This window comes from Mycobacterium sp. IS-836, assembly GCF_001954275.1.
In the GTDB taxonomy this organism is placed as follows: domain Bacteria; phylum Actinomycetota; class Actinomycetes; order Mycobacteriales; family Mycobacteriaceae; genus Mycobacterium.
Genome location: NZ_MBEU01000010.1, coordinates 290,422 through 314,811 on the forward strand (window position 1 = coordinate 290,422; position 24,390 = coordinate 314,811).

At 66.7% G+C, this 24,390-nt stretch carries 23 protein-coding genes; 7 read left to right on the forward strand and 16 right to left on the reverse strand.

Translation table 11 applies throughout. The features are described from left to right. Window positions 1-4: 4 nt before the first annotated feature. The 9 genes from A5747_RS05940 to A5747_RS05980 all read right to left on the reverse strand — a co-directional run bounded on the left by A5747_RS05940 (window position 5) and on the right by A5747_RS05980 (window position 8,935). Window positions 5-1,168, reverse strand: coding sequence for a virulence factor Mce family protein (locus A5747_RS05940; RefSeq protein WP_076122709.1), 1,164 nt, complete (start codon window positions 1,166-1,168; stop codon window positions 5-7). Then, the gene (locus A5747_RS05945; protein WP_076122710.1) at window positions 1,165-2,592 is read right to left on the reverse strand and encodes a virulence factor Mce family protein; all 1,428 of its coding nucleotides are present in this window, start codon (window positions 2,590-2,592) and stop codon (window positions 1,165-1,167) included. Before A5747_RS05945 ends, A5747_RS05940 begins: the two co-directional genes overlap by 4 nt. After that, window positions 2,589-3,653: a virulence factor Mce family protein gene (locus tag A5747_RS05950; RefSeq protein ID WP_076122711.1), complete on the reverse strand. Its 1,065-nt coding sequence runs from the start codon at window positions 3,651-3,653 to the stop codon at window positions 2,589-2,591. Before A5747_RS05950 ends, A5747_RS05945 begins: the two co-directional genes overlap by 4 nt. Then, window positions 3,643-4,698, reverse strand: coding sequence for an MCE family protein (locus A5747_RS05955; RefSeq protein ID WP_076122712.1), 1,056 nt, complete (start codon window positions 4,696-4,698; stop codon window positions 3,643-3,645). The genes A5747_RS05950 and A5747_RS05955 overlap by 11 nt, the downstream gene beginning before the upstream one ends. Beyond that, entirely contained in the window at window positions 4,698-5,900 is a 1,203-nt protein-coding gene (locus A5747_RS05960; protein ID WP_076122713.1) for an MCE family protein, read from the reverse strand. Before A5747_RS05960 ends, A5747_RS05955 begins: the two co-directional genes overlap by 1 nt. An 18-nt stretch (window positions 5,901-5,918) precedes the next feature. After that, a complete protein-coding gene (locus A5747_RS05965) occupies window positions 5,919-6,764 on the reverse strand; it encodes an ABC transporter permease (protein ID WP_076122714.1) in 846 nt (281 codons plus the stop codon). 19 nt (window positions 6,765-6,783) lie between these two features. After that, window positions 6,784-7,548, reverse strand: a complete 765-nt coding sequence (locus A5747_RS05970) for an ABC transporter permease (protein ID WP_076064244.1) — start codon at window positions 7,546-7,548, stop codon at window positions 6,784-6,786. 236 nt (window positions 7,549-7,784) lie between these two features. Next, window positions 7,785-8,699: a 3-oxoacyl-ACP reductase gene (locus A5747_RS05975; protein WP_076122715.1), complete on the reverse strand. Its 915-nt coding sequence runs from the start codon at window positions 8,697-8,699 to the stop codon at window positions 7,785-7,787. A gap of 44 nt (window positions 8,700-8,743) precedes the next feature. Next, the gene (locus A5747_RS05980) at window positions 8,744-8,935 is read right to left on the reverse strand and encodes a ferredoxin (protein ID WP_076122777.1); all 192 of its coding nucleotides are present in this window, start codon (window positions 8,933-8,935) and stop codon (window positions 8,744-8,746) included. Window positions 8,936-9,137: 202 nt separating this feature from the next. Between A5747_RS05980 and A5747_RS05985 the strand changes: the two genes are divergently transcribed. The 4 genes from A5747_RS05985 to A5747_RS06000 are packed head-to-tail and all read left to right on the forward strand — an operon-like array spanning window position 9,138 to window position 13,659. Then, complete coding sequence (locus tag A5747_RS05985) at window positions 9,138-10,319, forward strand: acyl-CoA dehydrogenase (protein ID WP_076122716.1); 1,182 nt, start codon at window positions 9,138-9,140, stop codon at window positions 10,317-10,319. 17 nt (window positions 10,320-10,336) lie between these two features. Then, window positions 10,337-11,434: an acyl-CoA dehydrogenase family protein gene (locus A5747_RS05990; protein WP_076116178.1), complete on the forward strand. Its 1,098-nt coding sequence runs from the start codon at window positions 10,337-10,339 to the stop codon at window positions 11,432-11,434. Continuing rightward, entirely contained in the window at window positions 11,427-12,941 is a 1,515-nt protein-coding gene (fadD17, locus tag A5747_RS05995) for a long-chain-fatty-acid--CoA ligase FadD17 (RefSeq protein WP_076122778.1), read from the forward strand. Before A5747_RS05990 ends, fadD17 begins: the two co-directional genes overlap by 8 nt. 4 nt (window positions 12,942-12,945) lie before the next feature. Next, complete coding sequence (locus A5747_RS06000) at window positions 12,946-13,659, forward strand: serine hydrolase (RefSeq protein WP_076122717.1); 714 nt, start codon at window positions 12,946-12,948, stop codon at window positions 13,657-13,659. Here A5747_RS06000 and A5747_RS06005 read toward each other — a convergent pair. From A5747_RS06005 to A5747_RS06020, 4 genes are read right to left on the reverse strand one after another with little or no spacing between them, the layout of a single operon-like run. Beyond that, the gene (locus A5747_RS06005; protein WP_076122718.1) at window positions 13,645-15,195 is read right to left on the reverse strand and encodes an acetolactate synthase large subunit; all 1,551 of its coding nucleotides are present in this window, start codon (window positions 15,193-15,195) and stop codon (window positions 13,645-13,647) included. The two genes, A5747_RS06000 and A5747_RS06005, sit on opposite strands and share 15 nt — an antisense overlap. Continuing rightward, on the reverse strand, window positions 15,192-16,016 hold the full coding sequence (locus A5747_RS06010) for an amidohydrolase family protein (protein WP_076122719.1): 825 nt from the start codon (window positions 16,014-16,016) through the stop codon (window positions 15,192-15,194). Before A5747_RS06010 ends, A5747_RS06005 begins: the two co-directional genes overlap by 4 nt. 24 nt (window positions 16,017-16,040) lie before the next feature. Next, complete coding sequence (locus A5747_RS06015; protein ID WP_076122720.1) at window positions 16,041-16,808, reverse strand: fructosamine kinase family protein; 768 nt, start codon at window positions 16,806-16,808, stop codon at window positions 16,041-16,043. A 4-nt stretch (window positions 16,809-16,812) separates the two neighbouring features. Then, window positions 16,813-18,453: an acyl-CoA synthetase gene (locus tag A5747_RS06020; protein ID WP_076064237.1), complete on the reverse strand. Its 1,641-nt coding sequence runs from the start codon at window positions 18,451-18,453 to the stop codon at window positions 16,813-16,815. Window positions 18,454-18,487: 34 nt separating this feature from the next. Between A5747_RS06020 and A5747_RS06025 the strand changes: the two genes are divergently transcribed. After that, the gene (locus A5747_RS06025; RefSeq protein ID WP_142245456.1) at window positions 18,488-19,330 is read left to right on the forward strand and encodes a crotonase/enoyl-CoA hydratase family protein; all 843 of its coding nucleotides are present in this window, start codon (window positions 18,488-18,490) and stop codon (window positions 19,328-19,330) included. Between the two features lie 101 nt (window positions 19,331-19,431). Then, a complete protein-coding gene (locus A5747_RS06030) occupies window positions 19,432-20,271 on the forward strand; it encodes a hypothetical protein (RefSeq protein ID WP_076122721.1) in 840 nt (279 codons plus the stop codon). Between the two features lie 58 nt (window positions 20,272-20,329). Here the strand turns inward: A5747_RS06030 and A5747_RS06035 are convergent, their stop codons facing one another. From A5747_RS06035 to A5747_RS06045, 3 genes are read right to left on the reverse strand one after another with little or no spacing between them, the layout of a single operon-like run. Further along, window positions 20,330-21,517, reverse strand: coding sequence for a cytochrome P450 (locus tag A5747_RS06035; RefSeq protein ID WP_369805008.1), 1,188 nt, complete (start codon window positions 21,515-21,517; stop codon window positions 20,330-20,332). Window positions 21,518-21,525: 8 nt separating this feature from the next. Continuing rightward, complete coding sequence (locus A5747_RS06040) at window positions 21,526-22,242, reverse strand: acetoacetate decarboxylase family protein (RefSeq protein ID WP_076122723.1); 717 nt, start codon at window positions 22,240-22,242, stop codon at window positions 21,526-21,528. A 43-nt stretch (window positions 22,243-22,285) separates the two neighbouring features. After that, window positions 22,286-23,317 (reverse strand): LLM class F420-dependent oxidoreductase, encoded by a 1,032-nt coding sequence (locus tag A5747_RS06045; protein ID WP_076122724.1) that lies wholly within the window; start codon window positions 23,315-23,317, stop codon window positions 22,286-22,288. Window positions 23,318-23,381: 64 nt separating this feature from the next. On the opposite strand from A5747_RS06045, the gene A5747_RS06050 reads away from it, so the two are divergent. Then, window positions 23,382-24,377, forward strand: a complete 996-nt coding sequence (locus A5747_RS06050; protein ID WP_076122725.1) for a Zn-ribbon domain-containing OB-fold protein — start codon at window positions 23,382-23,384, stop codon at window positions 24,375-24,377. Window positions 24,378-24,390: the final 13 nt, after the last annotated feature.

The window sequence follows — 24,390 nt, forward strand, 5'->3', positions numbered from 1 at the left end:
CCCCTCAGTGCCCTTCAGAACCCGAAGCCGTGCCGGGCGGAATAGTGAACGGGTCGGCCGCCTGCCCCGACAGGTTCGCCAATTCGCCGGTCAAGAAATCGGGCGGGTTGAGGATCTCGTTCATGTGAGCCATATTCGGGTCGAAATACGCTGTGGTGAAGAACGTTTCACCGAGCCGGCGCAGGGTGAGATCGAAGGTGGTGAAGACGTTGAGGTAGTCGCCGCGGACGGCTTGCTTGATCCCGAAGTTGGGGAACGGGAACGTCAGCAGCAGCTGCAGCGAGGTGACGAAGTTCTTCCGGTTGTCGTTGAGGGCCTTGGCAACCGAATACAGCCCTTTGAGGTCCTCGGCGAAGTCGACCTTGGTTTTCGACAGCACATGGGATGTCACCGTTGCCAGCTGTTTGAGTGCGGCGAACGCATCGACGATGTGGTCCCGGTTCTTGTTGAGCACGCGAAGGGCTTCGGGCAGCGTGTCGATCGCCCGGCCCAGGTTGTCCTTGTCGCGCGCCAGGGTCGCGGAGAATCGGTTCAACCCGTCGACCGCATCGATGATGTCGTCGACCTGCCGGTTGAGTCCGGCGGTCAATTCGGCCAGCCTGGGGATCAAGTCGACGAACTGGTCTTGCCGGCCGGCGAAGGCCTGGTACGTCTCGTCGGTGATCTCTTGCAGCGCACCGAGATTGCCTTTGTTGACCACCACACCGAGCGCCGACAGCACCTCTTCGGTGGTGGGATACCGGCCCGTGTTGGACTCCGCGATCTTTGATCCGTCCTTCAGCCTGCCGGTGGCCGGTTTGCCCTTGGGGGCGGCGAGGTCGATGTGCATCGAGCCCAGCAGCGACGTCTGGGCGACCGTCGCGGTCGCGTTGGCCGGCAACACGACGTTCTTGTTCAACGCCAACTTCACTGCGGCGTAGAAGGATCCGTCGGCTCGCTGCTCGGCCGAGATGCCGGAGACGCTGCCGACGGTGACGTCGTCGACCATGACCGGCGAGTTCTGTGGGAGTGTCGCCACGTCGGGCATCTCAACGGTGATCGAATACGCGCCCGCGCCGTGGCCGGCGGTTCCGGGCATCACCAGAGAGTTCAGCCCGCTGAATTGGCAGCCGGCCAGGAGCACGCTGCCCGCCGCTAAAGCGCCCCCGCGCAACACGATCCGGTTCATCCGCCACCGCCCTGGTCGGTCGGCGCCGGCGCTTGGTTCGGCGGGGGCCCGGGCAGCGGACCGAACGCGGAGCCCGGGGCAGGTCCGGGCGCGGGACCCGCGCCGGCGGCGGCCGGTGCGGGGCCGTTCTGCGGGGCCGTCGGCAGCAGCAGGCTCTGCAGATCCGCCGGGTTCTGGGCGGGCGGCGGCGGGTGCGAGCCTTGGGCGGGTATCCAGGTCAGCTGCGGAATCGGAGTCGCGGCCTTGGCCTGGGTCTCCGGGGTGTCGTAGATGATCTGGCCCTTGTACGCGGTGATCGTGTTGAGCGGGTGGAACATCACCGGCGGGTAGTTCACGGCGAGGCGGCGCAGCACCGGCCCCAGTCGCTCACGGCAGAGCTCCGCGCGCCTGAAGTAGTCCGGCGCTTCCGGCCCGCCGGCGGTCTCGAAGGAGCCACCGCAGATGAACTGCACCGGGTTGGCGAACTCGGGTATCGACAACAGGCCGTTCAGTGTGCCCTGCGCGGGGTCATAGATGTTGTAGAAGTTCGCGATCCCGGGACCGGCGACGTGTAGCACCTGCTCGATATTGTCGCTCTGGTCACTCAGCGTCTGCGCAAAGTCGTTGAGGTTGTTGACCGTATCGACGATTGTCGAGTTGTTTTCGTGCAGGAATCCGCGGATATCCGAGAGCGCCTGGTTGAGCGTGCCCAGGGTGTTGTCCAGACGGCGCGAGCTGTCGGCGAGCACCTGCGACACCGACGCGACGTTTCCGGCGAACTGCACGATCTGTTCGTTACTCGACGACAGCGCGTTGACCAGGACCTGCAGATTCTTGACGGTGCCGAATATGTCGCTGCGCGAATCCCCAAGCCGCCCAGCGGCTTGCGAAAGTTCACGCAGCGCGTTGTGGAACGATTCGCCCTTGCCGTCGAGCGTGTCGGCGGCCTGGTTGATCGCTCGTCCCAACGGACCCTGCGCCGACGCCGCCGTGGGACCGAGCTGGACGGCCAACTGGGTCAGGGCCTGTTTCACCTCGTCCCATTCCACCGGGACCGCGGTGTGATTCAGGTCGATGCTTCCGCCATCGGGCAGCGCCGCCCCACCGGTGTATGCCGGCGCGAGCTGAATGAACCGCGCCGACACCAGGTTGGGCGAGATGATGACGGCCTTGGCGTCCTTCGGGATTTTCACGTCCTTGGACACCGACATGGTGATCTTCACGTCGGACGGCCGCGGTTCGATCGTGTCGATCGAGCCGATCGGGACGCCGAGAACGCGCACCTGATCGCCGGGATAGAGACCGACGGCAGAGGTGAAGTAGCCGACGATCGTTCGGTTATTGCCTTGCGACGAAAGGACATACACGCCCCCCACCAGCACCGCGACGAGCGCGATGACGGTGGCGTAGCGCAGCCCCCGGCTGCCAGCGATCCGAGTGGTCATGGTGACTTCGGCCTGATCACCCAGCGTTCTTGAATCAGTCCACGCAGGTAGTCCGACAGGCTGGCCGGCAGCTTGCCGGGCTGGTAGAAGAAGTCGAACACCATCGCCATCATCGGCGCGGGGAGCACGCTGTAGACGTTGACGTTGAACCCGGGCCCGGAGCCGACCACCTCACCCAGTTCGGTGGCGTAGGTGGGCAGTCGTTTGAGGGCTTCGGTGATGTAGTCGCGGCGCTCGTTGAGATTGGAGAGCACCTGGTTCAGCTTGCTTAGGGCCGGGCCGAACTCTTTTCGGTTGTCGGCGACGAAGCCGGAAATCTGTTGTGCCAACGGGCCGATACCCGCGATCAGCTGACCGATCGCGGCGCGCCGCTCGTCGAGCGCGGCGAACAACTCGTTACCGTCGTCGACCAGCCTATTGACCTGATCGGCGCGCTGCGCCAGCACCGACGTCACCGACTTCGCGTGCGCCAGCAGTCCCTGCAACGCTTCGTCACGGCGGTTCAGGGTACGGGACAGCGACGTCACCCCGTCCAGCGCGCCGCGCAGCTGCGGGGTGGCGTCGCGCAGCGTGTCGCTGAGCACGTTCAGGGACTGCTCGAACCGCGGCTTGTTCAGATCGTTCGCGTTTTGACCCAGATCCTCGAGCGCGCCGGCCAATGTGTAGGGGGTGGTCGTCCGGCTCAGCGGAATGGTGGTGCCCTTACCGGTGCCGGCCGGGGTCACGGAAATGGAGCGCTCGCCGAGGATGGTGTCGGTGCGGATGGCCGCGAGTGACTGGTCACCGACGGCGACGTGGCGGTCGACGCTGAAGGTCACCTTGGCGCTGTCCCCGGCCAGGCCGACGGACTGCACTTTGCCGACCTTCAAGCCCGAGACGTATACGGCGTTGCCGGGTGAGATGCCGCCGGCGTCACTGAAGTAGGCGTCATATGTCTTGCCCTGCGGCCAAAACGGCAGCCCGGCGTAGCCGAAGGCGAGCAACACGACGCAGACCACCAGCACCACGCCGAAGATGCCGGTGCGCAGCGGATCGCGGTCGCGCTTTCCACTACTTGACAAACGAGCACCTCCCCTTGCTGGGATCCACCTGGCCACCCATGTTTATCAAGATGTCACTGCCCGCCGGTCCGTTGATCTTGAGCGAGACCGAGCAGAAGTAGATGTTGAAGAACGACCCATAGGCGCCGAGCGCCGCCAGCCGCAGGTAGTCCTCGCCCAGCTGCTCAACGTCGTTGTTTACCTCGGCCTTTCGGTTGTCGAGCTCGGTCGCGAGCGGCCGGGTATTTTCCAGGATGCCCTGCAGGGGCCGGCGCGAATTCTTCAGCAGCTCCGTCAAATCCGTCGTGGTCGCCGCCAGCGGCGGGATGGCGCCGGCGATCACGTCCTTGTTCTTGGCCAGTCCGCTGATCAATTGCTGCAGCTGGTCGACGCTGGCGGAGAACTGTGCGCTCTTTTGGTCGACGGTTCCCAGCACCGTGTTGAGGTTGTTGATGGTGTCACCGATGAGTTGGTCGCGCTGCCCCAGCGCCGTCGAGAACGCACTGGTATCGGCCAGCACGTTCGACAACGCTCCACCCTGGCCCTGCAGCAACTGGATGACCGCGCTGCTGATGGTGTTGACCTTCTCGGCGTCCAGGCCCTTGACCAGCGGCCGCAGCCCGCCCAACAGCGCATCGAGATCCAGCGCGGGTTGGGTGTGTTGGGCATTGATCGTGCCGCCCGGCGCCAGCTTGCGCAGTTCCCCGGGCCCGGAGGTGATTTCGAGGAACCGGTCACCGACCAGGTTTTCGTACCGGATCACCGCACGCGTCGACGAATACAGGGTGTAACGCTGGTCGACACCGAATTTCACGTCAATGGTGTTGTCGGGGTTGAGCTTTACGCCGGACACCGAGCCGACTGGCACGCCGGCGATGCGCACCTTCTGGCCGGCCTTCAGCTTGGTCACGTCGATAAAGGTTGCGTGGTAGGTGTTTTCGGAACCGAACCGCAAATCACCGAAGATCACCACCAGACCCGAGGCCACGATCAGCATCGCCACGGCGAAGATGCTGACCTTGATCACCATCGACCGGTGCGACGGCATGCCCGCGGTGGCCGCCATCAGAAGTCATCCCGTTCCGCGAAGGCGCCATGGAACAAGAACTGCAGCGTCGAGGGTGCGTCGAACTGAAGTTCGGTGAACGGCTCGTACGGGACGTTCGCATTGTCGGTGACCAAGAACGGCGCGCGGTAGAACGATCCGCCGGTCTGCTTGGTCGGGATGTCGGGCAGACCGCGGCAGTTCGGGCCTCCGGAGGCGTTGACGATCGGCAGCGACTCCGGATAGGTGTACGAGGGCGCGCCCAACACGAAGCTCGAGGACGTGAACAGACCCGCCTTGCGGACACCGAGCAGCGGGGCGAATTCCTTGATACCGCGCTCGATACCGGCGAACAGGCAGCCGAATTCCGGCGAGTAGTCGTGGGCCACCTTGATCGGCGCCCGCAGCCTGTTGATGGCGTCGATCAAGTTCTGCTCGGCCGGCGCCAACGTATCGTAGGCGTTGTTTGCCAGACCGATCGTTGCCAGCAGCGTGTCGTTGAGGTCCTTCTGTTTGTCGACGACCGTCCGGTTGATCGTCGGCAGGTTGTCGAACACGGTGTTCAGGTCGGGTGCGGCGTCGGCGTAGTTGTTTGTGACGATGCCGGTCTTGCGGAAGTCCTCTTGCAGGGCGGGCAGCTTCGGGTTCGATTGCCGCGCCAGCGTATTCAGTCCGGAGAGCAGCGAGCCGAAGTCGTCACCGTGACCGCGCAAGCCTTCGGCCAGCGCGCTGAGCGTCCCGTTCAACTCGACCGGGTCGATCTTGTGCAGCAGGTTGATCAGCGACTGGAACAAGGTGTTGACTTCCAGCGACACCGCCGAGGCCTCCACATGCGCGTCGGGGCGCAGCGTCGTCGGCGAGGGCGTCTGGGGCGGAATGAATTCCACCGACTTGGCCCCGAAGATGGTGTTGCCCGCGATGTGTACCACCGCGTTGGACGGGATGAAGTGCATCTGGTCGCTGTTGATGGCCAGCGTCAGCCGGGCCTGGTCGCCGCTGTAGCTGATGTCGGAGACCTTGCCGATCTGAAGGCCCCGGTATTTGACCTTGGCGCCCTTGTCCATGACCAGTCCGGCCCGCGGCGCCGAGACGGTGACCGTGTCGATCGAGGCGAAAGCCGCCGTGTAGGAGAGGTAAGTCCCGACGGTGAACGCCACTATCAAGCCGGCCAGCAGCGCTGCTGCCAGCCGGACGGTGCTACGTCGCGATTCGCCTTCTGCCATGTCTTTTAAGCGGTCCTCTTATCCGGAGAGGTTGAAGTTACCGGACGCGCCATAAACGGCGAGCGAGATGAACAAAGTAATGACGACGACGACGATCAGCGAGGTGCGCACGGCCTGGCCGACCGCGATGCCCACGCCGACCGGTCCGCCATGGGCGTTGTAGCCGTAATAGGTATGGACGAGCATCACCGCGATGGACATCACGATCGCCTGCAGGAACGACCACAACAGGTCCGACGGGATGAGGAAGGTATTGAAGTAGTGGTCGTAGAGGCCTTTGGATTGCCCGTTGATGTACACGGTGGTGAACCGGGCGGCAAAGAACGCGGCGAGCACCGACAGCGAGTACAGCGGAACGATCGCGATGAGACCGGCGATCAAGCGTGTCGACACCAGGTAGGAAACCGAGTGCACCGCCATGCACTCGACGGCGTCGATCTCTTCGGATACCCGCATGGCACCCAGTTGCGCGGTGGCGCCGGCACCGATGGTGGCCGCCAGCGCGATGCCCGCGATCACCGGGGCGACGACGCGGACGTTGAGGAATGCCGAGAGGAAGCCGGTCAGCGCCTCGATACCGATGTTGCCCAGTGACGCATAGCCTTGCACGGCGATGACCCCACCGGAGGCCAGCGTCAGGAAGGCCGCGACGCCGACCGTGCCGCCGATCATGACGAGCGCGCCTGCGCCCATCGTCATCTCGGCAACGTTGCGGATCGTCTCCTTGCGGTAGCGGGTGAGCGCGTTAGGGACGTAACGAATGGTTTCGCCGAAGAACAGGGCCTGCTCGCCGAAGTCGTCAACCGGCCCTTGGAGCACCCGCGACACCGCATTGCGTAACCGGTAAGTGATGTCGTAGCTCATCGGTTGCCCACTCGTCTCATCACTTAGCCGTAATCCGCACGCCGATGGCGGTCATGACCACGTTGATGACGAACAGGCAGATGAACGCGTAGACGACGGTTTCGTTGACGGCATTGCCGACGCCCTTGGGCCCGCCCTTGACGGTGAGGCCGCGGTAACACCCGACGAGGCCGGCCATCACACCGAACAGCAGCGCCTTCACTTCGGCGAGCACCAGCTCGCGCAGGCCGGTGAGAACCGTCAGCCCGTTGATGAACGCGCCGGGGTTGACGCCCTGAAGAAAGACGGAGAACACATAGCCGCCGGACAAACCGATCGCGCACACCAGACCGTTGAGCAACAGCGCGACCACGGTGGACGCCAAAACCCTTGGGACGACGAGCCGTTGGATCGGGTCGATGCCCAGCACCCGCATCGCGTCGATTTCCTCGCGGATGGTGCGGGCACCCAGGTCGGCGCAGATCGCGGTGGCCCCGGCCCCGGCCACGACGAGGACCGTCACCACCGGGCCCAGCTGGGTGATGGTGCCGAATGCCGTTCCGGCGCCGGATAAGTCGGCCGCACCGATTTCGCGCAGCAGGATGTTGAGGGTGAATGCCACCAGGACGGTGAAGGGGATGGACACCAGCAGGGTGGGGACCAGTGAGACGCGGGCGATCATCCACGTCTGGTCCAGAAACTCGCCGAATTGAAACGGCCGGCGGAAAGCCGCGCGGCCCGTATCGATCATCATCTCGAAGAACCCGCCGACAGCGCGAGCGGGCACCGCAAGTTGCTCTCTCAACTCAGGCACCCCCCTCTGCTGCTCGCGGCGAAGCCTATGTTTCGCCTTAGCGCGGCCTTCGGACACAAGCGGCTCGGAGTGAGCCGGATCATATTAACTCAGAGAAAGTGCACGCTGTCAATGAACAGCATTTCTCTATCCAAAACGTTAATTTGTCCAGGTCAGGCCGTTGCGCCGTTATCAATCTGACACATGTTCTACTGGCCGATTCCCCCCCGTCGACTAGCCCTACATCGCTATTGCTCCATCAGCCCAGTCGCGGAAAAATTCTTTTCCGAATCACGTCCAGCAAAGTAATCCTGCAACGTGTTGCTCAGTGCAGCCGGGTCCCAGGCCGCTCCCTCGGCGATGAACCTGTGCTCAGCGGTCGGTGCCGCAACCAACGTCACCTGAGGACCGTAGACGATGAACACCTGCCCGTTGACCTCCGCGGCGGCGGGCGATGACAGGAACTGGACCAGGTTCACCACGTGCTCCGGCGACAGCGGGTCGACGCCGCCTTCCTCTATATCTGGTGCGTCGCCGAACACGTCGGCCGTCATGGCGGTGCGGGCCCGCGGACAGATCGCGTTGGCGCAGACCCCGTAACGGCCCAGCGCCCGGGCGGCCGTCAAGGTCAGCGAGATGATGCCCGCCTTGGCGGCCCCGTAGTTGGCCTGCCCTACGGGCCCCACCAGGCCCGCCTCTGACGCGGTGTTGACGATCCGGCCGAAGACCGATCCGCCCGCGTCCTTGGCCTTGGAGCGCCAGTAGGTGGCCGCGTTGCGCGTGAGCAGGAAATGGCCGCGCAGATGAACCGCGATGACGAGGTCCCATTCCTCGTCGGACATGTTGAACAGCATCCGGTCGCGGGTGATCCCGGCGTTGTTCACCACGATGTCCAGGCCGCCCAGGCCGTCGGCCGTGGCCACCAGCTCGTCGGCGGTCGCGCGCTGGCTGATGTCGCCGGCAACGGCGACGGCTTTGGAGCCGGCGGCGCTGATCTCGTCGATGACGTCGGAAGCGTCCAGCGCGGTGGCGATGTCGTTGACGACGACGGTGGCGCCCAGCCGGGCCAGGCCCAGCGCCTCGGCCCGTCCCAGGCCCGCGGCCGCACCGGTCACCACCGCGACCTTTCCGGATAGATCGGTCGCGTTCGTGCTGCTAGTCAATTTATGAATACCTCTAGTTTCGGGTTACCGGTGCCGGTCGCGGCCTAGCCCTCGCGCAGCAACGCAGCGCGCGGGCATTCGGCGATCGCCTGCTCGGCCAGTTGTTCTTGGTCGGAGGGAATCGGATCGGTCTTCACGACCGCATAGTCCTCATCGTCCAGGTCGAAGATATCCGGCGCGATTCCCAAGCACACCGCGTTACCTTCACACCGGTCACGATCGACGATCACCCGCACGGCACCCTCCTTGAACCTGGCCTTCAACCTGAGCACGCGCCCCATCGGTAGGTAGTTCCACCATAGGGCCCCGGTGCGTCTGGCGAAATGGTCGCTGGATTCCCAGACTAGAACGTGTTACAACCGGGAAGACGAACGGGTAGCCGTTGGTCGAGCCGCGGCCGCCAGAATGGCCGGTCACGTTGAACAAAGGACGGCTGGAATGCGCATCAGTTACACCCCTGAACAGGAGGAGCTGCGTCGCGAGCTGCGGTCGTACTTCACCACGCTGATGACCCCGGAGCGCCGCGAGGCGCTGAGCTCGACGCAGGGCGAAATCGGCGTCGGCAACGTGTACCGGGAGACGGTCGCGCAGATGGGCAAGGACGGCTGGCTCACCCTGAACTGGCCCAAGGAGTACGGCGGCCAGGACCGGTCCCCGATGGACTCGTTGATCTTCACCGACGAGGCCGCGATCGCCGGGGCGCCGGTGCCGTTCCTGACCATCAACAGCGTGGCGCCGACGATCATGGCCTTCGGCACCGACGAGCAGAAGAAGTTCTTCCTGCCCAAGATCGCGGCGGGCGACCTGCACTTCTCGATCGGTTACTCCGAGCCGGGCGCCGGCACCGACCTGGCCAACCTGCGCACCACCGCGGTCCGCGACGGCGACGACTATGTGGTCAACGGCCAGAAGATGTGGACCAGCCTGATTCAGTATGCGGACTACGTCTGGTTGGCGGTGCGCACCAACGCCGAGGCGAAAAAGCACCGGGGCATTTCGGTGCTGATCGTCCCGACGACCGCGGACGGCTTCTCCTGGACGCCGGTACACACCATGGCCGGCCCCGACACCAGCGCCACCTACTACTCCGACGTCCGAGTGCCGGTGACCAACCTGGTCGGCGAGGAGAACGGCGGCTGGAAGCTGGTGACCAACCAGCTGAACCACGAGCGGGTCGCCCTGGTGTCGGCGCAGCCCATCATCGTGGCCCTGCGCGAGGTCCGTGAGTGGGCGCAGCACACCAAGGACGCCAGCGGGGCCCGGCTCATCGACTCGGAGTGGGTGCAGCTCAACCTTGCCCGCGTGCACGCCAAGGCCGAGGTTCTCAAGCTGATCAACTGGGAGCTGGCGTCGGCGGCGAGTGAGAACCTGGGGCCGGCCGACGCGTCGGCGGCCAAGGTGTTCGGCACCGAGCTGGCCACCGAGGCCTACCGGCTGCTGATGGAGGTCCTGGGCACCGCGGCGACGCTGCGTCCGGACTCGCCGGGTGCGCTGTTGCGCGGCCGCGTCGAGCGGATGCACCGGGCGTGCCTGATCCTCACCTTCGGGGGCGGTACCAACGAAGTGCAGCGCGACATCATCGGGATGGTCGCGCTGGGATTGCCCCGAGCCAGCCGCTGAATTAAGGACGAACATTCATGGATTTCACGACTACCGAAGCGGCGAACGACCTAGGTGGGCTGGTCGACACCATCGTGGACGCGGTGTGCACACCGGAACACCAGCGCGAGCTGGACGGGCTTGACCAACGGTTCGACCGCGAGCTGTGGCGCAAGCTCGTCGATGCCGACATCTTGACCAGCGCGGCGCCGACGGCGCTGGGCGGCGACGGTTTCGGCGTGCTCGAGCAAACGGCCGTGCTGGTCGCGCTAGGCCACCAACTGGCCGCGGTGCCCTACCTGGACTCGGTCGTCCTGGCCGCCGGGGCGTTGGCCCGGTTCGGCTCCGAGGAACTGCAGCAGCAGTGGGGCGCGCCGGCGGTCAGCGGGGAGAAGATCCTCACGGTCGCCCTCGACGGCGAGATGGGTGAGGGGCCGGTCCAGGCCGTCGCCGCCGGCGATGGCTACCGCCTCACCGGCACTCGCACCCAGGTCGGCTTCGGGCCGGTCGCGGACGCATTTCTGGTTCCCGCCCAGACCGATTCCGGCGCCGCCGTCTTTCTGATCGCTGCCGACGACCCGGGCGTCACGGTGACCGCGCTGCAGACCACGGGCTTGGGCAGCGTGGGGCAGCTGACGCTGGACGGGACCGAGGTGGGCGCGGGCCGGAAGGTCGGCGGCGCCGAGGTAGTGGTCTGGCTCGAGACGCTTGCCACCCTGGGCCGCAGCGCGTTTCAGCTCGGCGCGCTCGAGCGGGGACTGCAGATGACGGCCGAATACGCGCGCACCCGCGAGCAGTTCGACCGGCCGATCGGCAGCTTCCAGGCCGTCGGACAGCGGCTGGCCGACGGATACATCGACGTCAAGGGACTGCGGCTGACGCTCACGCAGGCGGCCTGGCGCGTCTCGGAAGATCTGCCGGCCGACATCGACGTGGCCAGTGCGGCGTTCTGGGCCGCCGATGCCGGACATCGGGTGGCGCACACCATCGTGCACGTGCACGGCGGCGTCGGCGTCGACACCGATCACCCGGTGCACCGCTATTTCCTGGCCGCCAAAGAGACCGAGTTCGCGCTGGGCGGCGCGACCGGCCAGCTGCGTCGGATCGGCCGTGAGCTGGCGGAAACCCCTGCCTAGCGCCGCGGGTGACCTCACGGTCACCAACCTGCTGGTGCCGCTGGCTGAGATCGACGACCGGGGTGTCTACTTCGAGGATTCGTTCACCAGCTGGCGTGATCACATCCGGCATGGCGCCGCGATCGCGGCAACGCTGCGCGAACGTCTCGACCCCGCGCGACCGCCGCACGTCGGCGTGCTGCTGGAAAACACGCCGTTCTTCTCGGCAATGTTGGTCGCGGCCGGGATGTCGGGGATCGTGCCGGTCGGCCTCAATCCCGTGCGCCGCGGCGAGGCGCTGGCCCGCGATATCGATCGCGCCGACTGCCAGCTGGTCCTCGCCGATGCGAAATCGGCTGCCACACTGGGCGATACCGAGCACCTCAACGTCGACTCCGCCGAATGGGCCGACGAGGTGGCCGCGCACCGGGACGCCGAACCCAGCTTCCAGTCCGCCTCAGCCGCCGACCTTTTCATGCTGATCTTCACGTCGGGCACCAGCGGTGATCCCAAGGCGGTGAAGTGCAGCCACGGCAAGGTCGCGATCGCCGGCGTGACGATGACACAGCGATTCGATCTCGGCCGCGACGACGTCTGCTATGTGTCGATGCCGTTGTTCCACTCCAACGCGGTGCTGGTGGGCTGGTCGGTGGCGGCGGCGTGCCGGGGGTCAATGGCCTTGCGGCGCAAGTTCTCCGCGTCGAACTTCCTGGCCGATGTTCGCCGGTACGGCGCCACCTACGCCAACTACGTCGGCAAGCCGTTGTCGTATGTTCTTGCCACGCCCGAGCGGCCCGACGATGCGGACAATCCGCTGCGGGCGGTGTATGGCAACGAGGGCGTGCCCGCTGACGTCGAGCGCTTCGGACAACGGTTCGGCTGTGTGGTGCAGGACGGATTCGGTTCCACCGAGGGCGGGGTGGCCATCGCGCGCACGCCCGATACCCCGCCCGGCGCGTTGGGTCCGCTCACCGAGGGGCTCGACATCGTCGACCCCGACACCGGCAAGCCGTGCCCGGCAGGAGTGGTCGGCGAGCTGGTGAACACGGCCGGGTCGGGCCGTTTCGAGGGGTACTACAACGACGAGGCCGCCGAGGCCGAGCGGATGGCCGGCGGCATCTATCACAGCGGCGACCTCGCCTACCGCGACGAGTCCGGCTACGCCTACTTTGCTGGGAGACTTGGCGATTGGATGCGGGTCGACGGCGAGAACCTCGGCGCGGCGCCGATCGAGCGGGTGCTGCTGCGCTATCCTGATGCGACCGAGGTGGCGGTGTACGCGGTGCCCGATCCGGTCGTCGGTGACCAGGTGATGGCGGCGCTGGTGCTGGCGCCCGGGAGCGAGTTCGACCCCGAGAAATTCCGGGCCTTCCTGGCCGAACAACCGGACTTAGGACCCAAGCAGTGGCCGTCGTACGTCAGGGTCAGCGCGGAGCTGCCGCGGACGGTGACCTTCAAGGTGCTGAAGCGCCAGTTGTCGTCCGAGGGTGTCGACTGCGGCGAACCCGTCTGGCCGATCCGCCGGTAAGCACATGACGTCCCGCCCCCTCGAGCTCGCGCTGGAAGCGAGTTTCGAACAACTTGCCGCCGCGGTGCCCGCGAGCGTCGGCATCGCGATCGCCCGCCCGGACCGCACGTACTCGCTGGGCCGGTGGTGGTCCGGTGTCGCGTGGTCGACGATCAAAGTGCCGCTGGCGATCGCGGCGTTGCGCAGTGACTGGTTGCGCGCCAAAGACCTGGCCGTGAAGGCCATCACGGAATCCGACAATCGCGCGTCCGAGCAGTTGTGGTCCGGCCTGGGCGATCCGGCGGACGCGGCACGGCTAGTGCAGGGCGTCATCGCCGAGGGGGGCGACACCGCCACCGTGGTCGAATCGCGCCGACTTCGCCGCGGCTACACGGCATTTGGCCAAACACCGTGGACCCTGCAGCGGCAGGCGCGCTTCGCCGCCGAGCTGACGTCTATCCCCGACGCGGGCGACGTCGTCGACCTGATGCAGCGCCTTACCGCTAGCCAGCAATGGGGCCTGGCCGCCAAAGGCCTTGCGGCGAAGGGCGGTTGGGGCCCGGGGGTAAATGGTGACTATTTGGTCCGGCAGTTCGGGATCGTCCCCACACCGTCCGGGCAATGGGGCGTCGCGCTGGCGGCCGAGGTCCACGATGGGGTGTTCGAGACGGGCGTCGAGGTCCTCAACGCGCTGTCGGAATGGCTCCTCAGCCGAATCCCCGGGCTAGCGCGTTATTGACGGGACGACGGCGTCGATCAGGTGCGGCCCGGGTTCGGCGAAGGCCGCTTGCAGGGCATCGGCGAATTCCTCCACGGTGGTGACGCGGCGAGCCGGAACACCCATCCCTTCGCTGATCTTGACGAAATCCATTGTCGGACGCGATAAGTCGAGCAGGTCCAGCGCTCTGGGGCCGGGCGCAGACCCGGCGCCCACCCGGGCCAGCTCGATCCGCAGGATGTCGTAGGCGCTGTTGTCGTAGACGACGGTAGTCACGTTGAGGTTTTCCCGCGCCTGGCTCCACAGGCCCGAAATCGTGTACATGGCCGACCCGTCGGACTCCAGGCACAGCACCGGACGCTCGGGCGCGGCGACCGCGGCGCCGATCGCGGTCGGGATGCCGTAGCCGATCGCCCCACCGGTCAGCGTCAGCCAGTCATGGGCCGGCGCGCCGGCGGTAGCCTGCGGCAGCAGCACGCCCGAGGTGTTCGCCTCGTCGACGACGATCGCCCGTTCCGGCAGCAGCGCGCCGATCACGTCGGCCGCCGACGCGGAGGTCAGCTGCCCGGTTGGCAGCTGCGGGCGCGACGGGGCCGCCACTTCCGCGACGGTCCCGGGCGCGATCTCGTCGGCCAACGCGGCCAGCGCGCCGGCCGCGCCGCTGTGTGCGGCGAGCGTGTGAACCTCGCAGCCCGCCGGGACCAGGTCGCTGGGCATCCCCGGGTAGGCGAAGAAGGACACCGGCGACTTGGCGCCGGCCAGCACCAGGTGTTTGGCGCCGTCCAGCTGGGCCGCGGCGGCCTCGGCGAAGTACGCGAGCCGCTCGACGGCGGGCACGCCGGCGCCTCGTTCCAGCCGCGTCGGGAACGTCTCGCAGAGCAGGCGCGCGCCCGTCGCCGCGGCGATCCGTGCGGCCGCGGCCAGCCCGGGTCCGCGGGTGGCGTCCCCGCCCAGCATGATCACCGCGGGCTCCCCCGACCGCAGCACCTCCAGCACCCGGCGCGCCAGGAGCGGATCGGCGCCCGCGGGTTGCGCGGGCACCACCTTGGCGGGCTGGGCGCCGTCCGACCAGGACGCGTCCGCGGGCAGGATCAGGGTGGCAATGCACGAGCCCGACCGGCTGGCCGCGATGGCCTCGGCCGCGTCGGCGGCGACATCGCCGGCCCCGCCCGTCCGGCGCACCCATCCCGAGACGCTGCCGGCCAGCGCGTCGATGTCGGATTCCAATGGCGCGTCGTACTTCTTGTGATAGGTGGCGTGGTCGCCGACGACGACCACCATCGGCACCCGGGCCCGGCGCGCGTTGTGCAGGTTGGCCAGGCCGTTGCCCAATCCGGGACCCAGATGGAGCAGCACCGCCGCCGGCCGGTCGGCGATGCGCGCGTAACCGTCGGCCGCGCCGGTGGCGACGCCTTCGAAGAGGGCCAGCACACCGCGCATCCCCGCGACGTCGTCGAGAGCGGCAACGAAGTGCATTTCCGAGGTGCCCGGGTTGGCGAAGCACACGTCGACGCCCCCGTCGACCAGGGTGTTGATCAGGGCCTGGGCACCGTTCACTTGACTGCCTCCAGTTTGAAGACCCGTTCGGCATTGCCGCGCAGAAAGTCGCGGCGAGCCTCGTCGTCGAGCCCGAGTTCGTCGAGGCCCGCGAGCGCGTGGGCGTGGCCGATCATCGGGTAGTTGGTGCCGAATAGGACTTTGCGTTGTCCGGTAGGAGTTTTCATGAAGCGGACGAGCTCCTCCGGGAGCCGCTTGATCGTGTAGGCCGAGGTGTCGATGTAGACGTTCTCGTGCTTGCGGGCGACGGCGACCATCTCCTCGGTCCACGGATAGCCGACGTGCCCGCACACGATCACCAGCTCTGGAAAGTCGAGGGCCACCTGGTCGATGTATGGGATGGGGCGTCCGGTCTCCGACGGACGCAGCGGGCCGGTGTGACCGACCTGCGTGCAGAACGGCACGCCGGATTCGACACATTCGGCGAACAGCGGGTAGTAGCGCCGATCGGTGGGCGGCGCGTTCCACAGCCAGGGCACTACCCGCAGGCCCACGAATCCCTCGCTCACTCGGCGCCTCAGCTCGCGGACCGCCTCCATCGGGTGATCGAGATCGACCGCGGCCAGGCCGGCAAACCGGCTCGGGTGCAACCGAATCCATTCGGCGACCTCGTCGTTGGAGACGAGATCCAGGCCCCCGGGCCCGCGCCATGCGCTGAGCAGGCCCAGCCCCACGTCGGCGGCATCCATCGATGCGATGGTCGCGTCGATCGGGATGTCGCCGTCCGGGATGGTGCCACCGGTCCAGCGTCGCAGCGAGGCCAGCATGTCGCTGCGCAGGAACCGCGCGGTCGGATGCTGCATCCACACGTCGATCGTCATCGAGATTTGACTCTAGACCGGCGTTCAGGCGGCCAGCGCGTCGCGGGCGGCGGCGCGCGTCTGCTCCGCATATCCGCCGCCGTAGAGCACGACGTGCGCCAGCAGCGGAAAGAGCTGGTGCAACCCAATGCGGTTGCGCCAGCCGGGTTTCAGCGATCGCACCTCCTGGTAGCCCGCGAGGACGATGTCGTAGTGCGGGCAGCCGAACAGCGCAAGCATCGCCAGGTCGGTCTCGCGGTGCCCCGCGTGCGCGGCCGGATCGATCACGACCACCCCGCCGGGCGTCCACATCACGTTGCCGCTCCACAAATCACCGTGCAGCCGGGCGGGTGGGTCGTCGTCGTCGAAGTCGCCGGCACGGCAGCGCGCCGCCACGGAATCGACCGCGTCGCGCGTCGATGCGTCCAGCCGGGGCGCCGCGAGTTCGGCCATCGGGGCCAATCGCTCGTCGGCGTAGAAATCACCCCAGCGCCGGTGCCGTCGCAGCGACATCGGCAAGGGCTGGGATAGCGGCCCGAAGAACCCGGGCCCCTCCCACCCGTCGGGACCCGCGCCGAACGCCGCGCCACCCGCGTCGTGCGTGACGGCGAGCCGGTTGCCGAACACGCGCGCCGCCTCGCGGCTCGGGGCCGCCGACTCGAGCCGCCGCAGGGTCAGGCTGGTCGCGTCGACAGAAACAACCTGCGCGCTCGGCACGCCGCCGTCGACGCTCGCAAGCCAGCGCAGTCCGGCCGCTTCCCAGCCGAAGTAGCCGGCCGGCGCCGCCGGGTGGCGCTTGACGAAGTCGGTCAGGGCGTCAGGCAGTTACGTGAGCGGCATGCACGTCGTCGGCGGGCCGCGCCTCGGTCTGTTCCTTGGCCCAGCGGTAGTCGGGTTTGCCGGCCGGTGAGCGCTTGACCTCGTCGACGAGCCAAAGGCTGCGCGGCACTTTGTATCCCGCGATCTCGGAGCGCACGAAGCCGTCCAGCTCCGACAGCGTCGGCCGCGAGCCCGGCCGGGCCTGCACAACGGCGGCGACGTGCTGGCCGTAACGGGGGTCGGGAACCCCGACCACCAAGGCGTCGAAGACGTCGGGGTGGGCCTTGAGCGCCGCCTCGACCTCCTCGGGGTAGATCTTCTCGCCGCCGCTGTTGATCGACACCGATCCGCGGCCCAGCATCGTGACGGTGCCGTCCTCCTCGACCAGCGCCCAGTCTCCGGGGATGGCGTAGCGCACGCCGTTGATGGTCTTGAACGTCTCGGCGGTCTTCTTCTCGTCCTTGTAGTAGCCGACGGGAATGTTGCCCTTCTTGGCGATGAAGCCCCGCACGCCCGAGCCCGGCTTGACCTCGTTGCCCTCCTCGTCGAGGACGACGGTGCGGTGGTCGATCGTCACCCGCGGGCCGCCGCTGTGCGGCGCGTCCTTGGCGACGATGCTGGTGCCGCCGAAGCCGGTCTCCGAGGAACCGATGGAATCGGTGATCACCCGGTTGGGCAGCAGCTCCACCAGCTTCTCCTTGATGCTCGGCGAGAACAGCGCCGCGGTGCTGGCAAGCACGAACAGCGACGACAGGTCGTAGTCGTTGTCCTTCTCGAGCGCATCGAGCAACGGCCGCGCCATCGCGTCGCCGGTGAAGAACAACATGTTGACCTTGTGTTTGTGAATCGTGCGCCACACCTCGTCAGCGTTGAATTCCGGTGCGAGCACGGTGGTTTGGCCGGCGAAGAGCGCCATCCAGGTGGCCGACTGGGTGGCACCGTGGATCATCGGCGGAATCGGATACCGGACCATCGGCGGGTTCTCGGTGGCGCCCTTGGCGAGGTCGTACTCGTCCTTGACGAATTCGCCTGTGGCGAAGTCGGTTCCGCCGAGCAGCACCCGGTAGATGTCCTCGTGGCGCCACATCACGCCCTTCGGGAAGCCGGTGGTGCCGCCGGTATACAGCAGGTAGATGTCGTCGGCGCTGCGTTCGCCGAAGTCCCGCTCGGGCGCGCCCTGCGCGATCGCCGCGTAGAACTCGACGCCGCCATAGCGCTGGTAATCGTTGTCGCTGCCGTCCTCGACGACCAGGATCGTCTTGACGTTCGGCGTCTCCGGCAGCACGTTGGCCACACGGTCGGAGTACTGGCGCTCGTGCACCAGCGCGACCATGTCGGAGTTGTCGAACAGGTAGCGCAGTTCGCCCTCGACGTAGCGGTAGTTGATGTTCACCAGGATCGCGCCCGCCTTGACGATGCCGAGCATCGCGATGACGATCTCGATGCGGTTGCGGCAGTAGAGCCCGACCTTGTCGTCCTTCTTCACCCCCTGGTCGATCAGGTAGTGCGCCAGGCGGTTGGCCTTCTCCTCGAGTTGCGCGTAGGTCAGCTTCTCGTCGCCGCAGATCAGGGCGACACGGTCGGGCACAGCGTCAATGGCGTGCTCTGCGAGATCGGCAATATTCAGGGCCACGGCCACCAAATTAGAACGTGTTACATTTCTTGACAAGCTCATGCCCCATGTCGACGGAAAGGCGGTAGCCGTGGCCGACGCTCCAGCAAACGAACAGACGGGTCCCGACGCGCTGGTCGAGCAGCGCGGCCACACCCTGATCGTCACGTTGAACCGGCCGCACGCCCGTAACGCGCTGAGCACGGAAATGATGGAGATCATGGTCCAGGCCTGGGATCGCGTCGACAACGACGACGACATCCGGTGCTGCATCCTCACCGGGGCGGGTGGCTATTTCTGCGCGGGCATGGACCTCAAGACAGCAACCAAAAAGCCGCCGGGCGATTCATTCAAGGACGGCAGCTACGACCCGTCGCGGATCGACGCCCTGCTGAAGGGCCGCCGGCTGACCAAACCACTGATCGCCGCCGTCGAAGGTCCCGCGATCGCGGGCGGAACCGAGATCCTGCAGGGCACCGACATCCGCGTCGCCGGGGAAAGCGCCAAGTTCGGCATCTCGGAGGCCAAGTGGAGCCTGTACCCGATGGGCGGGTCGGCCGTGCGGCTGGTGCGGCAGATCCCGTACACGGTGGCGTGCGACCTGCTGCTGACCGGGCGCCACATCACCGCCGCCGAGGCGAAGGAGATGGGCCTGATCGGCTACCTCGTCCCCGACGGGCAGGCGCTGACGAAGGCGCTGGAGATTGCCGAGCTCATCGAGAACAACGGTCCCCTGGCCGTGCAGGCGATTCTGCGAGCGATCCGCGAGACGGAGGGCCTCAACGAGAACGACGCCTTCAAGATCGACACCCAGATCGGCATCAAGGTGTTCCTGTCCGACGACGCCAAGGAAGGGCCGCGGGCTTTCGCCGAGAAACGCAAGCCCAACTTCCAAAACCGCTAACCCGTTGCGCCGAACGTGTACTCAGGGCGGTTTTTTGGCCATTTCCTCGCCTTGAGAACACGTTCGGCGAGGTTGTCGGTGCCGATAGGCACACTTCGCGCATGCAGGGACCATTCGTCGGCAGCGAGGCGCTCGCATCGGGCGCACTGACGCGTCACCAGCTGCGCAGCCGATATGTCTCGCTGCATCCGGACATCTACGTGGCATGCGGCACAAACCTCACCGCGGTACAGCGAGCCCACGCTGCCTGGCTGTGGTCGCGGCGGCGTGGGGTCGTCGCCGGCCTCTCGGCATCGGCACTGCATGGCGCCAGGTGGGTGGATGATCGGGCGCCGGCGCAGTTGCTGTACGAGCACCGTCGTCCGCCGGCCGGCATCCACGCCTGGTCGGACACCATCGCGGACGACGAGACCCAAGCCATCGGTGAAATGCCCGCAACCACCCCGGCCCGTACCGCGTTCGACCTGGCCTGTCGTTATCCCGTCGGCAAAGCCGTGGCCGCTACCGATGCGCTGGCCCGAGCAACCGGGCTGAAGGTTGCCGATGCCGAATTGATCGCCGAACGGTACAAAGGCCACCGAAACATCCGGCGCGCGCGGCGTGCGCTGACCCTCGTCGACCCCGGAGCGCAGTCACCGCAAGAAACGTGGCTCCGACTACTGGTCATCGAGGCCGGTTACCCACCCCCGCAGACCCAGCTACCGGTCCAAGGCGAGTATGGAGAGCTTGTCGCCGTTGTCGACATGGGTTGGGACGACATGAGAATCGCGCTCGACTACGAGGGACTTCACCACTGGACCGATCCCGAGCAATTCCGCAGGGACGTCGAGCGCTTCGAAGCGCTAGCGGAGCTGGGTTGGATCGCAATCCGGGTCACGGCCGGAAACACGCGCGGCGGCATCCTGGGACGGTTGGCGGCGGCCTGGGCCCGCCGAACGTGAAGTCACGGTGAAAATTTGGCCCGATTCTCGCCCTGAGAACACGCTCGGCGCGCGGGGCTTAGCCCAGGGCTGCGCTCGGGGTGAACGCGACCGGCATCTTCTCGAGGCCGGACACGAAGTTCGCGGGCCGCAGGGGCAGCGCGGCATCGGATGCCAGCCGCAAATCCGGAAGCCGTTGCAGCAGGCGGGATTGCATGATCGACAGCTCCAGCCGGGCGAGCTGGTTGCCGAGGCAGAAGTGCGTCCCGAAGCCGAACGCGAGGTGGTTGTTCGGGTAGCGCTCGATGTCGAAGCTCTCCGGGTCGTCGAAAACCTTCTCGTCGAAGTTCGCCGACTCGAATAGCAGGATCATCTTCTCGCCCTGATGCAGCGGAGTGCCGTGGAACTCGGTGTCGGCGGTGATGGTGCGCGCCATATTCTTCACCGGCGCCGTCCAGCGCAGCATCTCTTCGATCGCGTTGGGCAGCAGCTCCAGGTCGTTGACCAGACGGCGGTGCTGATCGGGGTGCAGCAGCAGCTGCCTCGTCCCGCCGGACAGCGTGTGGCGAGTGGTCTCGTCGCCACCGATCAGCAGCAGCAGCACCTCGGTGACGATCTGGTGGTCCTCCAGGCGTGATCCCTCGACCTCCGCGTGCACCAGGACGCTGACCAGGTCGTCGGTCGGCTCCTCCTTGCGGGCGGCGATCATCCCCATCATGTATTCGGTGTAGGCGGCGAAGGCATCCATGGACACTTGGAAATCCTCTTGCGCGGCGGTGCTGCTCAAGAAGCTGACCAAGTCGTCGGACCACTTGAGGAACATCTTGCGTTCCTCCGGGCGAACTCCGAGCATGTCGCCGATGACCGCCATCGGCAGCGGCGCGGCCAGGTCCCAGACGAAGTCGCACTCGCCGCGTTCGCACACCGCGTCGATCAGCGTGTCGCACAGCGAAACGATCTTGGCCTCTTGGTCTTTGACTCGCTTGCGGGTGAAACCGGAGTTGACGAGCTTGCGGCGCAACAGATGTTGCGGATCGTCCATCTCGATCATCATCTCGACGCCGTCCTGGTCGGGTCGGATGCCACCGGCATTGGAGAACAGCTCGGGGTTGCGCTCGGCGTCGATCACGGCCTGATACGTCGACGCGGCGGCCAACCCGTTGCGGTCGCGAAAGACCGGCTCGTTCTCGCGCATCCAGCGGTAGACGGCTCGCGAGTCACCGGCGTAGAAAGCGCCGTCGGTGAGGTCGACGTCGGGTCTGGTCATCGCGGTCGTCATGAGATCTCCTGAGCGTCGCCGAATGTCATCTGTACGTTCTCCACGGAGCTGGACAGCATCGCGCGCTTCGGAAGGCCCAGCGACGCCAGCTCTTTCGCGTACGGGTGATCGCCCAGCCGGACGCGCACCCCGCCGAACCGCGTGCGCACGCCGTCAAGTGTGTGTTCGAACGCCGTCTCGCGGGTGACACCGTCGCGGTGGGAGTAGGTGCGCTGCTCCTGCTGGCGCGGGGTCAGCGAAAACGGCAGGCCGCGAGCGAATTCCATGTCGATCACCAGTTGACCATCGACGGTGCAGTCGAACCCGAACTGGCGGCCCTCGCGAACGGTGAAGTCCGCCATGACTTTCGGGTAACCCCAGATCTTCGTTCCGGCCTCCAGCGTGAACGGCTGGTCGACGGGCAGGTGGTGGATGAAGGCGCCCGCCGACTGCAGGGCGCGCGGCCCGCTCGCGTCCGATCCGGGCGGGTTGACCATGACGCTGGTCCCGAACTCGTGGTACTGGCCGAGGTCGCCGTCGATGTAGTGCATCAACATCAGGACCACGATCGCGCGCCCGGGCAGGTAACGGCAGACCCGCAGGCCGCTGTAGTCGATCATCCGCTGGGCGGCGCCGGCGTCCACCGAGAACATCGCCATGTGCTGGGTCGCCTTGCGGATCCGTACCGGCATCGTCAGTACGGTGCCCGCGATGGTGTGCTGCGAGGCTGTCATCGGGCCAATCTAGAACGCGTTCTATTCGTTCGGCAATACCCCGCTAGACCAGGGTGGCAAGCTCGCTGATCTGCGCGGCAGTGCGCCCGTTGACCACCATCATGGTCACGCCCGCGGCCTCCCACACCTTGACCTGCTCACGCACGTAGTCAATGTCGCCGACGATCGCGGCGTCGTCGACGAGTTCGTCCGGGATGATCTCCGCGGCCTTGTCCTTCTGGTTGCTGCGGAAGAGTTTCGTCACCTCGTCGACGACCTCGGCGTAGCCCATCCGGCGGTAGACGTCGGCGTGGAAGTTGGTGTCCTCGGCGCCCATGCCGCCCATGTAGAGGGCAAGATAGGGCTTCATCGCCGCGAAGGCGGCGCTGCGGTCGTCGGTGATGACGATGGTGGCCGTCGCACAGACCTCGAAGTCCTCCCGGCCGCGGCGCGCCCCGGGCCGGGCGAACCCCTCGTCGAGCCATTCGTTGTACATGCCGGCCAGCCGCGGGGTGTAGAAGATAGGCAGCCAGCCGTCGCAGATCTCGGCTGCCAGCGCGATGTTCTTCGGCCCCTCGGCGCCCAGCATGATCGGGATGTCGGCGCGCAGCGGGTGGGTGATGGGCTTCAGCGCCTTGCCCAGCCCGGTCGTGCCCTCTCCGCTCAGCGGCAGCGGGTAGTGAGGGCCGTCGCTGGTCACCGGCTTCTCCCGGGCCCAGACCTGCCGCAGGATGTCGATGTACTCCCGGGTGCGGGCCAGCGGCTTGGGGAATCGCTGGCCGTACCAGCCCTCCACCACCTGCGGGCCGGATACGCCGAGGCCGAGGATGTGCCGGCCGCCGGACAGGTGATCGAGGGTCAGCGCCGCCATCGCGCAGGCCGTCGGGGTGCGCGCGGACAGCTGGATCACCGACGTGCCCAGCCGCAGCCGCTGCGTCGACGAGCCCCACCAGGCCAGCGGGGTGTAGGCGTCGGATCCCCACGCCTCGGCGGTGAACACGGCGTCGAAGCCGGCCGACTCTGCCGCGGCGACGAGTTCCCCGGCGTTCTCCGGCGGCGAAGCGCCCCAATACCCCAGCTGCAAACCCAGCTTCATGACGTTCGCCCTTCCAGCCGACCCGATGTTGAAACCATTCTTAGAACCTGTTCTACTCGAAGGCGTGACACCCAGTTCGAGCGGCCCGACCCTGATCGATCACCCTGAGCCACCACTCTCCGCGCCACTGACGTTGTCCTTCGACTACACCCGTTCGGTCGGCCCCACGCTGAGCAAGTTCTTCACCGCCCTGCGTGAGCGCCGCATCCTCGGGGTGCGCGGATCCGATGGCCGGGTCCACGTACCTCCGGCGGAATATGACCCGGTTACCTATGAGCCGCTGGGCGAGATGGTACCGGTGTCGGCAGTCGGCACCGTCGTGTCCTGGGCCTGGCAGCCAGAGCCGCTGGAAGGCCAGCCGCTGGACCGCCCCTTCGCCTGGGCGCTGATCAAGCTCGACGGCGCCGACATCCCACTGCTACACGCAGTGGATGCGGGCGAACCCGGGGCCATCCAGCGCGGCGCCCGGGTACACGTGCACTGGGCCGACGAGCCGGTGGGTGCGATCACCGACATCGCGTACTTCGCCCTGGGCGGGGAAGCCGAGCCGGTGCCGGAGCAGCCCGAGGGCGACCGGGAACCGGTCAACGTGATCGTCACACCCATCGAGATGACGATCCAGCACACCGCCTCGCACGAGGAAAGCGCGTACCTGCGCGCCATCGCCGAGGGCAAGCTGCTGGGCGCGAAGACCGGCAAAAACGGCAAGGTCTATTTCCCGCCGCACGGCGCGGATCCCGCCACCGGCCAGCCCACCACCGAGTTCGTCGAGCTGCCCGACAAGGGCACGGTGACGACGTTCGCGATCATCAACATCCCGTTCAAGGGTCAGCGCATCAAACCGCCCTACGTGGCGGCCTATGTGCTGCTCGACGGCGCCGACATCCCGTTCCTGCATCTGGTCGCCGATATCGACGCGCACGAGGTGCGGATGGGTATGCGCGTCGAGGCGGTGTGGAAACCTCGCGAGGAGTGGGGTTTTGGCATCGACAACATCGAGTACTTCCGGCCGACCGGCGAACCCGACGCCGACTACGACACCTACAAGCACCACCTGTAAAGGGCTTACCTGC

What these genes read in the sequence shown, in the direction of transcription:
- A5747_RS05940 (WP_076122709.1), bottom strand. Translation starts at nt 1,168, where the DNA reads ATGAACCGGATCGTGTTGCGCGGGGGCGCTTTAGCGGCGGGCAGCGTG.
- A5747_RS05945 (WP_076122710.1), bottom strand. Translation starts at nt 2,592, where the DNA reads ATGACCACTCGGATCGCTGGCAGCCGGGGGCTGCGCTACGCCACCGTC.
- A5747_RS05955 (WP_076122712.1), bottom strand. Translation starts at nt 4,698, where the DNA reads ATGGCGGCCACCGCGGGCATGCCGTCGCACCGGTCGATGGTGATCAAG.
- A5747_RS05960 (WP_076122713.1), bottom strand. Translation starts at nt 5,900, where the DNA reads ATGGCAGAAGGCGAATCGCGACGTAGCACCGTCCGGCTGGCAGCAGCG.
- A5747_RS05965 (WP_076122714.1), bottom strand. Translation starts at nt 6,764, where the DNA reads ATGAGCTACGACATCACTTACCGGTTACGCAATGCGGTGTCGCGGGTG.
- A5747_RS05985 (WP_076122716.1), top strand. Translation starts at nt 9,138, where the DNA reads ATGCGCATCAGTTACACCCCTGAACAGGAGGAGCTGCGTCGCGAGCTG.
- A5747_RS05990 (WP_076116178.1), top strand. Translation starts at nt 10,337, where the DNA reads ATGGATTTCACGACTACCGAAGCGGCGAACGACCTAGGTGGGCTGGTC.
- A5747_RS06000 (WP_076122717.1), top strand. Translation starts at nt 12,946, where the DNA reads ATGACGTCCCGCCCCCTCGAGCTCGCGCTGGAAGCGAGTTTCGAACAA.
- A5747_RS06010 (WP_076122719.1), bottom strand. Translation starts at nt 16,016, where the DNA reads ATGACGATCGACGTGTGGATGCAGCATCCGACCGCGCGGTTCCTGCGC.
- A5747_RS06025 (WP_142245456.1), top strand. Translation starts at nt 18,488, where the DNA reads ATGCCCCATGTCGACGGAAAGGCGGTAGCCGTGGCCGACGCTCCAGCA.
- A5747_RS06030 (WP_076122721.1), top strand. Translation starts at nt 19,432, where the DNA reads ATGCAGGGACCATTCGTCGGCAGCGAGGCGCTCGCATCGGGCGCACTG.
- A5747_RS06035 (WP_369805008.1), bottom strand. Translation starts at nt 21,517, where the DNA reads ATGACCAGACCCGACGTCGACCTCACCGACGGCGCTTTCTACGCCGGT.
- A5747_RS06040 (WP_076122723.1), bottom strand. Translation starts at nt 22,242, where the DNA reads ATGACAGCCTCGCAGCACACCATCGCGGGCACCGTACTGACGATGCCG.
- A5747_RS06045 (WP_076122724.1), bottom strand. Translation starts at nt 23,317, where the DNA reads ATGAAGCTGGGTTTGCAGCTGGGGTATTGGGGCGCTTCGCCGCCGGAG.